Consider the following 12,393-nt stretch of genomic DNA (forward strand, 5'->3'; position numbering starts at 1 on the left):
TCCGCCGCTAAGCATCAGGAGTGCAAGCACTCCATCAACTCCGCTCGACTTGCATGTATTAGGCACGCCGCCAGCGTTCGTCCTGAGCCAGGATCAAACTCTCCATTTAGGATGTCTTTTCTTTCGATCAAGATCGAAGGGGAAAGAGCATTTGGTTTGACTTGCTCATTACTTTTTTTGTATCGCTTTACATTAACTAAGTTAATGTGGCAGTTTCACTCGTTGTTCAGTTTTCAAAGAACAATTTCTCTTGCTGTGTTTCTCTGTCCGAACCGTTTATCTCTCGGCCGGAATTAGAATATACCATGGGTTCCTATGTTATTGCAAGTGTTTTTTGAAAAAAGATTTTAATCTTATAACATTTGTTCAAATATATCTTTGTGAAGCCTACCTTGCACTTATAAAATCAGGACACAATGTCTTGTTTAATTCTTAAACTGACATCATAACCACTCCATACAAATTTGATTTAGAAAAATCTAATGAATCTGCTAATGCTTTTAATTTAACCAAATCAACTGCTTAATCCTATTGCCCGCAAATTGAAAGACGTGCTGCTTCCGGTAAATTAGCTTTGTATAGACTTGTATATAAATAGAGAAGAGGGCAGCAAGGGCCCCCTTCTACTCCAAATGCTATTTTACATTTTATAATTCAACACAATGAATGAAATATCCAGAAGGTCAACTGTATTATCGCGGTTAATGTCAGTGCTGCTCGCTTTTACATTTTGCCAGCCGCTTCCTTTAGATTTGCCGAAATACTTCGCTGCAAGCTGCAAATCTGCTAAATCTATTTCCCCATTTCCATTTACATCACCCGCCTCCAGAGGGCCCACATTATATGTCATATCACCGTTAACCTGAGTAGTGGCCTCAACCGCTATATGTCCAGGAACAACAACGCGTATTTTATACTTTCCTTTAGGAACGTGCAGCGTGTAGCCTCCATTAGCTTGCACCTCGGAGATGGCTGCAACAGAGCCATTCGTGTCAATAGCTTCTACTACAACTTTATGAACGCCATCTGAGCCATTGTACCAAATGCTGCTGTAATCTACAGCGCTGCCGAAAGCTTCAGCGGCTATCTTGCCAGAAAGGGTATGCTTCTGCTCTCCTGGCGCGCTCGTTACTATTACAGTAGTATTTGTCACAGTTTCATAGACAAACGCTTCTGAATAGCTGTTTAATGCTCTCAAATTGGACAGTTCAAAATCAAATGCACCTACCGTACCGCTTGAAAAATGGAACTTCGCAAAGGTACCTGCACCACTGTATCCGTTAATATCGCCTGCCAATGATACTACATAGTCGGTTCGCGCATGTCCATTTCCGAGGTCAATGGTTTTCTCACTCGTTATAAGCGCTGTGCCCGCATTTTCCTGATCCTGATAATTCGTCAGTGTAACACTTGGTTCAACTGTTCCTTTAAGCAACTCGCTGTCATACGTCAAGCTGAATTGAGCTACATATAAATCGTTGACCTGTGCAAAATCTATGGAAACGTCAAAAGCTTCCCCCGTTACCACATTTGATTTAGAAGCAACAGCAGATATCTCAGGTGAAGGCACCTCTTCCTCTTCTTGATATTCCACATAATATTTCGGGTATTCAAAGCCATTCAACGCGGCATCGTAGATAACAATTTCAAATCCATTCGTTCCGTATTGAATAGGTACCTCAATGCTGAATTGCCCATCATCAGTAAAGATTCCAGAATACCTCGCATCGCGAGAATAAGGAATGGCTACTACAGTAATGCCAGAATAATCGCCCAATATATCAACCAACAAATCGCTAATCACTCTTCCACGTATAGTACCTAGACCATTTGCTACTGTTATAGCTGGATTATTCAATTCGGAAACAGGCTCACTCCAATCAATAATACATTCCGCAAGCTGATTCATCAGCAAGTCTGTCTCTTCCAAACCTATCCGTGGAATAATGACATAGTGGCCTTGACCTAATTCAATGTAATCCGAACCCTTCGTTACCATCCCTGAGAATGTTACTCTATAGCTGCCTGGGCTCGTTCCGTTTGCCTCCTCCATAATTTTGCCTTTCCATGTATAGGTACTACCTTCAACTGTGTACACATCTAGTGAATAATAAGACAAGGCCGTATTTATTTTATAAGTGACGTCAGCATAATCTTTATTAAAATCCCAATTAGGCGAAAATATATAGGGTGTAAGGTTTAGATCCGAAACCGGATCTAGCTGCAAGGAAGCATTTTGCTTTTCACTGAGATCCATTTGCTTAGAGCTGGATGATAATGTTGCTCGTTCCTTATTAGCTGTGGGTAGCAAGCTTCCTGTCGTCTCTGCCTTTGCTCCCATCACCTCTGCGGGAAACAGGAGCGAAATACTAAACACAAGTACCAGTAATAGGGATAACTGTTTGTTTTTAACGGCTTTACGGTAAAACGATTGCTGCATGAAACCCCTCCTAAAGCGATATCGTAGGACTAAATAGATGAACTGCCCCTATAGCCCCCTTTAAAACCCTACTCCAGACTAAATCATGTATATATTAGGCTGTTCGTCCTTTATTCATAAAAGAAAAACCCGGCATCTTCTATGAAGATTCGGGTTTTTCTGCATTTTCGGCTTATGCAAAATATTAAGCTGCTCGCTTTTTAGCCTTTTGCTTTTTTTACACTTTTCTTAGAAGCTTTCGCTTTCAACATGTAGCTGTGGCCACGGCTTCCGCGACTACTACGACTACCTCGACTTCCACGGCTGCGGCGGCTTTGTGACAGGAATCTTTAGTCGCATCTACGTCGGAATACTTGTATTCGTACAAATGTTTTTCACATGGAACGCAATGATAGCGGTTTACGACGTTGATTTGATGCACAACCTCAACGATTTGCGGATGAAAGACGTCGTTTACTACCGTTACAGGCGGAACAAATACCCGGACAGTTGGACAAAACGGATCGCAAGACATTCAAGGCATCTCCTTTTCTCATGGTCTACTATAATATCCGAGAATGGGTCAGGCCTTGCTTGTGTTAAAGCCTTGCGAGACAACTATCCCTACTAGCGGTTATCTATTTTTTCCGGGTATAAGTCATGGTTCATCAGGCGGTTTTCCGCCATTTGCTCGTATTTTGTGCCCGGCTTCCCATAATTGCAATAAGGGTCGATAGAAATGCCGCCGCGCGGCGTGAACTTGCCCCAGACCTCAATATAGCGGGGGTCCATCAGCTTGATCAGATCGTTCATAATAATGTTCACACAGTCCTCGTGGAAATCTCCGTGATTGCGGAAGCTGAATAAGTACAGCTTGAGCGACTTGCTTTCTACCATTAACACATCGGGAACATAGGAAATATATATCGTGGCAAAATCCGGCTGACCCGTCATCGGGCAAAGGCTCGTAAACTCCGGGCAGTTAAACTTCACAAAATAATCTCGGTACGGATGCTTGTTGTCAAAGGTCTCCAAAATGTCAGGGGAATATTCGAACGTATAATTCGTTCCCTGATTGCCAAGCAGGCTAATCCCCTGCAGCTCTTCTTCTTTTCTTCCACTCATTCGTTGTTCGCTCCTTCTCTTATCCCTCATTGCAAACCTTCTATTTATAAACCCATCTATCTATGCACAGTGAACAAGCGTAAACGCCTGTCGCCATCCTCTGGCGGCAAAGCTTTCGTTTCGCGTAGAAATATAGAGAATGGATGGAAAGACCATATCCTTTCCTATATTTAAATAAAGCGTTACTCCGCTTGGCTAAACGCCCCGTTTGTTGCCCCACACCCAGGCGTGCAGCTGCGGCAGCACCCTCACCTGATTCATATCGCTGCGCACCATCACGCGCTCGATCAGCCATTCATACCGTTCCACGAGCTTGTCGCGCAGCTTGCCATTGTCGCCTTCGGCAAGGTCATCATTGCCCGCTTGGACGAAAAATAGCGCTCCCGGATACCGCGCGTGGACACTCGCGGCATAAGCCAAATCAGCGTCGTCAAATACGACGACCTTCAGGCTAAAGCTGCGTGCCGCCTCCGACAGCCGGCTTACGATCTGGTCCAGCATGTCCCAGTTGGTCACCATGCCGGAGCTGGGCGGCTTGGGCGACAACGTCAGCTCGTCAATGTCGAGCAGCCAGTCCTGCCACTTGCTGCCCTGCGTTTCCAGCGCAACCTGAATGCCTGCGGCATGCAGCCCCTGCACCAGCTCGCCCGCATGGCGAAGCAGCGCCGGATTGCCGCCGGACAGCGTCACATGCGAGAACGCTTCTCCGCCGACGGCGTGCAGCTCCGACATGACTTCCGCTGCGGTGAGCATGCGGATCTCATCCTTGCCTGTGCCGTCCCAAGTAAAGGCAGAATCGCACCAAGCGCAGCTGTAGTCACAGCCGGCTGTGCGGACAAACATCGTTTTTTGCCCGATAACCATGCCTTCCCCTTGCACAGTCGGCCCGAAAATTTCCATAACCGGGATACGCGCTTCGGCCTGCTTAAGCATCGGGAGCAGCAGCCTTATCTTGAATTTGTGTAGCCGCTAGCGGCTGCTCCGTCTTTTTGGGGCGGTAAATGACGTAGCTTGTTGGGGTTTCGCGCAAAAACACTTGAACACAGCGCGGCTTGTTCGCCAGCTGATCCAAATGATTTTGCGTAATTTCATAGATGGTGCGCGCAACGACTTCCGTTGTCGGAAAATACTCCGCGCTTTGCGCATGGAAATGCTCGTTGTCATCATTTAAATACGTATGGTCAAAGCGGTCATGAATAAGCCGCTTAATGAGAGCAAAATTAACAAGAAAGCCGGAAGCATCCAGCTCATCGCCAGCGATCGTCACATTGGCGAAATACGTATGCCCATGAATTTGAGCACATTTGCCCGCCTCGGCGCTAGGAATGCTGTGCGCGGCGGCAAAATGCATGTCTTTGTTCAGCTCATAGCTGAAGGGATGTGTTGCAGAAGGGTAAATTTGCTGAATCACTCGGCCATCTCCTCCTTGCGGGAAGACAAATATTGCCGGAGGCCCTGCGATCTGAGCTTGCATGCCGGGCATTCGCCGCAGCCATCTGCGATGATGCCATTGTAGCAGGTCAGCGTCTTGTTTCTGACGAAATCAAAGGCGCCCAGCTCATCGGCTAGCTGCCACGTTTGCGCTTTATTCAGCCACATTAGAGGGGTCTCAATGACGAACGGGTAGTCCATCGCGAGATTAAGCGTCACATTCGTTGATTTAATAAAGATGTCGCGGCAATCGGGATAGCCGCTGAAATCCGTCTCACATACGCCGGTTACGACCGTATGTGCGCCAATCTGCTTGGCAAGTATCGCTGCGAACGATAGAAACAGCAAATTACGGCCATCTACGAATGTCGTCGGCAGGCCGCCTTCTGTTTGTTCAATGGCAATATCGTCCCTCGTCAGCGCATTTGGCGCCAGCTGATTAAGCAGTGACATATCCAGCACATGATGCTTGACGCCAAGCTCCTCTGCAATTTGTGCAGCAGAGTCTAGCTCCAGCTTGTGGCGCTGTCCATAATTGAACGTCACAGCCTCCACAACGTCATAACGCTTAAGCGCCCAAAATAAACAGGTCGTGCTGTCCTGCCCTCCGCTAAATACGACGACGGCTTTTTTCGCCGCTTGTCCGCCTGATGCTGTTTGATTTTGTGTCACTTCTTGTGCTGCTTGCATTTCTTGTGTTGCTGTCATCTTTCATTCTCCTCTCTTCAATGCCGGCTAGAGCCGGAGCATGCAGAGAGATCCTTCGAACATTTTGCCCATAAAACAAGGTGAAACGGCTGAAAGCCATCCTCTGGCGGCAAAGCTGCCGTTTCGCGATGAAATATAAGAGTGTATAAAGGTGAAACTTATACCTTCTTATATTTTAAAAAACGGAATTCATCCTGCCATTCCATTTTCCTTAGTTTTTTATAGAGGGAGTTCGCGAACCTCTCCTGTCGTGATGCGCCGTGTTCGGCGTTCACTCCAGACTTTATATTTTGATACCTCTCGTACTATAGCACAGCTGGAGGCTGCTGAACAAGGGAAGACATTGGACTACAACAAGGAAAACGAGGCTTTTTGTCGAATATATGGGAGACTGGAAATACTTTACCTTCATCATCCAATAAAATGCATGCAACAGGAGGAAGATACGTCAATGGCTTTTAAATTAAATAATGTAAAAGAAAACAAAAACGTCTTCATTCAAGATCAAATGGGCGGATTCAGCATTTTGGAATACAAAGAGGATCTCAGCTCCACGAATGCGATGGAAGCACAAGCGAACTATTTTATGAATCAAAGCAATATGCGCAAAAAACAGCTGATGATTGAGCTCAGCAACAATGAAATTATGATGAGCGCCGGTGCTATGCAGTATATGATCGGAAATATTGAAATGAATTCCGGCATTAAAGGCGTTGGTGGACTAATGCGAAATTTAGTCGCTGGCGCAGTAACCGGCACGTCCGCCGTCAAACCGGTATACAAAGGGACGGGCACGATTATGCTGGAGCCGACCTATCGCTATTTGTGGCTCATTGACGTGGACAACGACCATATCGTCATCGAGGACGGTCTATTTTTAGCCTGCCACTCGACCCTCGAACTAAGCGTAAGCGCACGCAAGACGCTCTCCTCGGCTGCGCTTGGCGGCGAAGGGCTGTTTAATTTAAGCGTTAGAGGAAAAGGCGTGCTCGCTATAGAAGCGCCGATCCCTTCAGAAGAAGCGGTTGTCGTCGAGCTGCAAAATGATGTGCTTAAGGTAGACGGCAACTTTGCTTTGATGTGGTCGAGCTCCCTTGATTTCACTGTAGAAAAATCAGGAAAATCACTTCTAGGCTCCGCTGCTTCGGGGGAAGGTCTCGTTAACGTATACAGAGGAACGGGTCTGGTATGGCTAGCTCCGCTTACCGACTACAAACCGCTGCCTCAAGCAGGAGCACGACGTTAATCCGATATACACGCAAAAAAGACCGCTCTCCCCTCATAAGGGAGCGCGGTCTTTCGTATGAACGCCTATTAAGAACGCCTATTAGCGGGCAGGCAAGTTCAACTGCCACGATACGCCATATTTATCCTCCAGCCAGCCGAACAACGTGCTGACCGGCGATGGCGACAATGGCATTAATACTTTGCCTTCCTCCGCCAGCTTCGCGAAAACCTCGTTGATTTCCGCCTCGCTGTCGCAATTTACGAATAAGGAAAGCGCGGGAGTAAAGGCATGGGGATGCGAATCGCTGAGCTGATTGTCAATGCACATCACCTGCTGGCCTTTTATCGAGAAAATAGCGTGCAGCACCTTAGGCTTAGCGCCAGGCTCGCTTTGCGGATAATACTTTGCGCTTACAATGTCAGCATCCTCGAACGTGGAAACATATAGCTTCATCGCCTCGTCAGCTTGTCCCGAAAACATCAAAAAGGCAAATACCTTCTGTTCCATTTCTCCTTCACTCCCTCTCCATTTATGCGCTTGCCAGTTTCACTGCTGCGTTCAAAGCAGCAGCGATTTCCCGTTCGATTGCTTCCGCTACAACGTTCGTATGCGGATCATATTCTTGGGCCAAATCTGCATCGGCATAGCCGTCCAAAGCTAGAATCGCCCCAGCGCGTGCCCCGCGCAGCGTGGCAATAATGTAGAGTGCGGCAATTTCCATCTCGACCGCAAGCGCGCCAGCCTGCTTGTACTGCTTATGCGGAATGTCCACCACACCTGTAAAGAAAGCATCCAGCGTGACGGTAATCCCTTTTTTCACGATGCCGCCTTCCGCCACAGCTGCCGCATAAAGGGCGCTGCTTACTTCATGATCGGCAACCGCTGGAAACCCATCCGGCACCAGCTGCCGCGTCAAGCCGTCTGCGCGAACCGCAGCCGTGCTGACAACTAGGCTGCCGGCCGGATAATCGGCCGAATAAGAGCCCGCTGTCCCGACGCGGATCAGCGTCGTAACACCGCCCTTGATCAGCTCCTCAAAGCATACCGCCGCTCCCGGCGAGCCTACACCATGGCTGACTACCGCAAGGCGCACTCCTTTGTAGGTTCCGACGAAGCTGCGGTATTCGCGGCTGAATGCCAGCTCGCGCTTTTCTTCCAAATGCCTTGCAATCGTCTCCGAGCGTTTCGGATCGCCGCAAACGATAGCAATAGCGGGCAAATCTTCTGTATTCACTTGTAAAATCGGCAGCAGCAAGCTAATCCCACTCCTTTTTATGCCATTCATCTTCAGGCAAGTCTATATCTTCTCCCGAGAAACGCTGCTCCTCGAACGGATCAGCGTAATTGTGGAAGCCGTTGCGCTCCCAGAAGCCTGGGCGGTCTTCCGTCATAAATTCAAAGCCGCGAATCCATTTCGCGCTTTTCCAGAAATACAAATGCGGCACCAAGAGGCGCAGCGGCCAGCCATGCTTCGGCGTCAGCTGCTCGCCATCATAGCTATGAGCGAGCAGCACATCCTCCCGCAATAAATCTTCAAGCGGCAAGTTCGTCTCATAATCCTGATCGGCATAAATCATCACATATTTGGCTTCCGGCAACACGCGAAGCAGCGGCAGCAAATCCTTGAATTTGACGCCTTTCCACTCCGTATCCAGCTTCGACCAGCGGGTCACGCAATGAATATCGTTTACTTGCGTCGTTTGCGGCATCGCCATCAGCTGCTCATAGGAAAACACCATTTCCTTCTCTACGGCACCGCTAATTGTCAGCGTCCATTCCGCCATATTATACTCAGGCACTTCATTCTCATGCAAAATCGGAAAACGATCCGTCAGCGCTTGTCCAGGCGGAACCCGGTGGGCGATTTCTGCGGCCACTTCAATATGCCGAACCGGCGCTTTTTTCAAACGTTCAGCTTTACTGATCATGCTTACTTAAACCTCCTTCAATTATGCGGCTTGCAGCAAGGAACCTAGCGCGAGCTTTCGTTCGCCTTGCGCGCTTCCGCCAAATAGCTTTTATCCTTGAAGAAAAACATTGCTATTATCGTTACCACATATGGCAGCATCATCGTAAAATGGACCGGCAGCGCATAGCCCTGCAGCCGGGTGCTGAGCGCATCCATAAAGCCAAACAACAAGCTTGCTCCCGCAACGCCAAGCGGATTAGACTGACCGAGCATCGTCGCAACTAACGCGATAAAGCCGCGGCCAGCCGTCATGCCTTCGGTAAACATCGTAACTTGACCAAGCGACAGCTGCGCTCCGGCAAGCCCGCATAAAACGCCGCACATCAGCACAGCTCCATATTGGATATGCGTCACCTTGATGCCGAGGCTTCTTGCGGCAACCGGATTTTGTCCCGCGGCAAGCAAGCGGAAGCCGGATACGGTTTTAAATAAATAATACTGCAAACAAGCGACGAGAACGATCGATAAATAGACGAGCGGCGAATGGCCGGATACGACATCTCCGACCCAAGGAATATCCTTGATCAGCGGAATATCCCACTTGGGCAGGCCGACCATGCTTTTATCGTAATAAGCGCCTTTGACATCAAAAATCGCCCGCAAGGAAAACGTCGTCAGCCCCAGCGCGAGAAAGTTAAGCGAAATCCCGACGACAATGACGTTCGCCTTCAAATGAATGGCCATATAAGCAAGCAATAAGGAGAACACGAGCACGCAGACGATAGCGAACAATACTGCAAGCCACACGTTGCCCGTCAAATGGTTGCCGACAATCGCCGAGAAGGCGCCAATAAGAATGAGCCCTTCCAAACCGACGTTAAACAGGCCGACCCGCGCGCATAACGCACCGCCGAGCGCTGCAAGCAAAATCGGCGTAATCATGCGGAGTGTCGAAGCGAACAGGGAAACATCAAACAGCTGATCCACCTTAAGCCCCCGCCTTCTTCTTTTTCTTAAAGAACGAATAAGTAAACTTTGCGGAAATAAACAAAATAAGTACGGCCTGAATAATGCTTGATACTTCCAGCGGCACATCGGTATTGCGCTCGACGCCCATGCCGCCAGTTTGCAGCGCAGCCAGCAATATGGCAGCGAGCGCCGTGCCTAGCGGATTCGATCCGGCTAGCAGCGTCGCCATAATACCTGACCAGGCATACCCCGGAGAGGTAAGTGCGCCATCCAAATAACGGTATTGCGTGCCCAGCACCTCTCCGGCTCCGGCAAGACCAGCAAAACCGCCGCTGACGAACATGCTGTACAGCATCAGCCTTCCGCGATTAACGCCGCCATAGCTTGCGAATAACGGATTTCCGCCCATCATGCGAATTTCATAGCCTTTAACCATATAGCGCATAAACCAGGCAAGCGCTATAGCCCCAATGAGCGCAAACAAAAACCCTGCATGCAGGCTCATCCCTTGAAACAGCTTTGGCAGCCACACGCTTTTATCTACCATAACCGTCTGCGCCATTGCTGCGGAGCCGGATCTGTCCATCAATGGGTAGGAAACGACATAGCCGGCAAATAAGGACGCTATATAATTGAGCAATAAGGTCGTAATCAATAAGTTCATGCGAAACCGGGCATCCAGCCATCCGGCAAAAGCGGACCATAGCCCGCCAGCAATGACGCCGGCCAGCAGCGCTGCGACAAGCTTAAGCCAAGCTGGCCCCGGCAAATAAATCGCGGTCACTGCGGCGCTTAGCGCGCCGAGTACCATTTGTCCTTCGGAGCCCATATTGAAAAAGCCTGCGCGGAAGGCGAGCGCCACTCCAAGCCCTATCAACATAATAGGTGTAGCGCGGCTTAATGTATTGGTGAAAAAATAAAAACTGCCGAAAGCGCCCTTCCACATCTCGGCATATGTCTCGGTTATAGAACCGCCAACAATCGCGATAGCGATGGCGCCCGCTCCGAGACCGACAACGATGGCGAGAAGCGGCTGCATTAACGCCCCCAGTATTCCTTTAAGCTTGTCCACCCGTTTATCCTCCCGCCATTAACAGACTAATTTCTTCTTCCGTAGCCGTTAAGCCCGGCAATTCGCCGACGATTCGGCCTTCATTCATAACGAGCACGCGGTCGGACAGCTTTAGTATTTCCGTCAGCTCAGATGACACGAGCAAAATCGCCCCGCCAGCAGCCCGCCGCTTCAACAGCTCGCCATGAATAATTTCCATCGCGCCGATATCGACGCCACGGGTAGGCTCCGCCGCAATTAAAAATGGTGTTTCCTGGGCAAGCTCGCGAGCCACAATCAGCTTCTGCAAATTGCCTCCCGATAAATACTGCGCCTTCGTATGAATCGAGCCTGTCTTGATGCCAAAACGCTCGACCCAGCCGCTTACGAGCTGGCGAATCGCCGCGCCGCGCAATACGCCTCCGCGCTGATAGCGGCTGGCGTGGCCCATAAGGCCATTTTCCAGCACCGTCGCATCCTTCGCCACGCCCCATTGATAGCGGTCCTCTGGTATATGAGCAAGCCCTTGCTCACGAATACTGCGTACAGACTCGCCCGTAACATCTTTGCCCCGCAGCAGAGTTTTGCCAGAATCGACAGGGGCAAGTCCTGAAATCGCCTGCAGCAGCTCCGATTGCCCATTGCCAGAAATACCGGCGATGCCCACAATTTCTCCAGCGTGAACGCTGAGGCTCACTTGATCAAGCTTCGGCTTCCCATGCTCGTCTTTTATCGTTAGCTGCACCGCTTCCAGCACCTTCTCGCCACTAGCCGGGGCTTCCTTCTGCAAATCCAGCAGCTCGCGGCCAACCATCATCCGGGACAGCTCTTCAATGCTCGTATCCGCAACATTGACCGTACCGCTAAGCTTGCCGTCACGCAGCACCGTAATGCGGTCAGCTACATCCATAATTTCCTGCAGCTTATGGCTGATCAGAATGAAGCTTTTGCCTTGTGCCGCCAGCCGCTTGATCGCAACCAGCAGCTCCTTGACCTCAAGAGGAGTCAGCACTGCCGTCGGCTCATCCAAAATAATGATTTCTGCTCCCTGATGCAGCACCTTCAATATTTCTACACGCTGCTGCAAGCCTAGCGAGCAATCCTCTACCTTTTTCCACGGATCAACCGGCATGCCATAAGAAGCGCCCAATTGCTCTGTTATCAGTGCCGCTTGCTTGCGGTCAAAGCGTGCTGCCTTGGCAGGCTCGCGGCCAATGACGATATTTTCAGAAATAGTGAACGTCGGAAAGAGCATAAAATGCTGGTGCACCATTCCGATTTTACTGCTAATGGCATCCGATGGACTATGAAACGCCACCTGCTTGCCATCTACAACGATGCTGCCAGAAGTCGGCGTCTCCATGCCGTACAAAATACGCATCAATGTCGTTTTACCAGCGCCATTTTCTCCGACTAGCGCATGAATTTCCCCTTTACGCAGCGAAAAATCCACTTCGCTATTGGCTTTAAGCGCTCCGTAGGATTTTGTAATCTTATTCATTTGCAGCAGCATGCGGGCAGCTCTCCTCTCACAATAAACCAAGGTGAAACGG

The 12,393-nt window shown here is 49.5% G+C and carries 13 protein-coding genes, 1 rRNA gene and 1 riboswitch; of the genes, 1 reads left to right on the forward strand and 13 read right to left on the reverse strand.

Annotated elements, in window-relative coordinates:
• The 7 genes from AC50Y5_RS32175 to queC form a co-directional block, all read right to left on the reverse strand.
• Positions 1–109: ribosomal RNA gene (locus tag AC50Y5_RS32175) — 16S ribosomal RNA — on the reverse strand; the annotation flags it as partial.
• A gap of 531 nt (positions 110–640) precedes the next feature.
• Complete coding sequence (locus AC50Y5_RS32180; protein ID WP_494865654.1) at positions 641–2,440, reverse strand: dockerin type I domain-containing protein; 1,800 nt, start codon at positions 2,438–2,440, stop codon at positions 641–643.
• A gap of 244 nt (positions 2,441–2,684) precedes the next feature.
• Positions 2,685–2,954: a hypothetical protein gene (locus tag AC50Y5_RS32185; protein WP_494865656.1), complete on the reverse strand. Its 270-nt coding sequence runs from the start codon at positions 2,952–2,954 to the stop codon at positions 2,685–2,687.
• A 92-nt stretch (positions 2,955–3,046) separates the two neighbouring features.
• A complete protein-coding gene (queF, locus tag AC50Y5_RS32190; protein WP_056040078.1) occupies positions 3,047–3,544 on the reverse strand; it encodes a preQ(1) synthase in 498 nt (165 codons plus the stop codon).
• 195 nt (positions 3,545–3,739) lie between these two features.
• Complete coding sequence (gene queE / locus AC50Y5_RS32195) at positions 3,740–4,477, reverse strand: 7-carboxy-7-deazaguanine synthase QueE (RefSeq protein WP_494865658.1); 738 nt, start codon at positions 4,475–4,477, stop codon at positions 3,740–3,742.
• Positions 4,470–4,955 carry a 6-pyruvoyl trahydropterin synthase family protein gene (locus AC50Y5_RS32200; RefSeq protein ID WP_056040074.1) on the reverse strand — a complete coding sequence of 162 codons (486 nt, stop codon included), beginning with the start codon at positions 4,953–4,955 and terminating at the stop codon, positions 4,470–4,472. The genes queE and AC50Y5_RS32200 overlap by 8 nt, the downstream gene beginning before the upstream one ends.
• Positions 4,952–5,665 carry a 7-cyano-7-deazaguanine synthase QueC gene (gene queC, locus AC50Y5_RS32205; protein WP_056040162.1) on the reverse strand — a complete coding sequence of 238 codons (714 nt, stop codon included), beginning with the start codon at positions 5,663–5,665 and terminating at the stop codon, positions 4,952–4,954. The genes AC50Y5_RS32200 and queC overlap by 4 nt, the downstream gene beginning before the upstream one ends.
• Before the next feature lie 223 nt (positions 5,666–5,888).
• Positions 5,889–5,932: riboswitch (PreQ1 riboswitch) on the reverse strand.
• Between the two features lie 202 nt (positions 5,933–6,134).
• Between queC and AC50Y5_RS32210 the strand changes: the two genes are divergently transcribed.
• Positions 6,135–6,929: an AIM24 family protein gene (locus tag AC50Y5_RS32210; protein ID WP_056040072.1), complete on the forward strand. Its 795-nt coding sequence runs from the start codon at positions 6,135–6,137 to the stop codon at positions 6,927–6,929.
• Between the two features lie 81 nt (positions 6,930–7,010).
• Here AC50Y5_RS32210 and AC50Y5_RS32215 read toward each other — a convergent pair whose 3' ends face one another.
• Genes AC50Y5_RS32215 through AC50Y5_RS32240 form a run of 6 tightly spaced genes read right to left on the reverse strand, consistent with a single transcriptional unit; the run spans position 7,011 to position 12,353 of the window.
• Entirely contained in the window at positions 7,011–7,418 is a 408-nt protein-coding gene (locus AC50Y5_RS32215; RefSeq protein WP_056040071.1) for a VOC family protein, read from the reverse strand.
• Positions 7,419–7,440: 22 nt separating this feature from the next.
• Positions 7,441–8,166 (reverse strand): nucleoside phosphorylase, encoded by a 726-nt coding sequence (locus AC50Y5_RS32220; RefSeq protein WP_494865661.1) that lies wholly within the window; start codon positions 8,164–8,166, stop codon positions 7,441–7,443.
• A gap of 1 nt (position 8,167) precedes the next feature.
• Positions 8,168–8,839: a sulfite oxidase-like oxidoreductase gene (locus tag AC50Y5_RS32225; protein WP_056040067.1), complete on the reverse strand. Its 672-nt coding sequence runs from the start codon at positions 8,837–8,839 to the stop codon at positions 8,168–8,170.
• A gap of 44 nt (positions 8,840–8,883) precedes the next feature.
• Positions 8,884–9,807, reverse strand: a complete 924-nt coding sequence (locus AC50Y5_RS32230; RefSeq protein ID WP_056040066.1) for an ABC transporter permease — start codon at positions 9,805–9,807, stop codon at positions 8,884–8,886.
• A gap of 1 nt (position 9,808) precedes the next feature.
• On the reverse strand, positions 9,809–10,828 hold the full coding sequence (locus AC50Y5_RS32235) for an ABC transporter permease (protein ID WP_155973407.1): 1,020 nt from the start codon (positions 10,826–10,828) through the stop codon (positions 9,809–9,811).
• 37 nt (positions 10,829–10,865) lie between these two features.
• Positions 10,866–12,353, reverse strand: a complete 1,488-nt coding sequence (locus tag AC50Y5_RS32240) for an ABC transporter ATP-binding protein (protein ID WP_056040062.1) — start codon at positions 12,351–12,353, stop codon at positions 10,866–10,868.
• Positions 12,354–12,393: the final 40 nt, after the last annotated feature.

The sequence above is a fragment of the Paenibacillus sp. JT22N7 genome, from assembly GCF_059383875.1.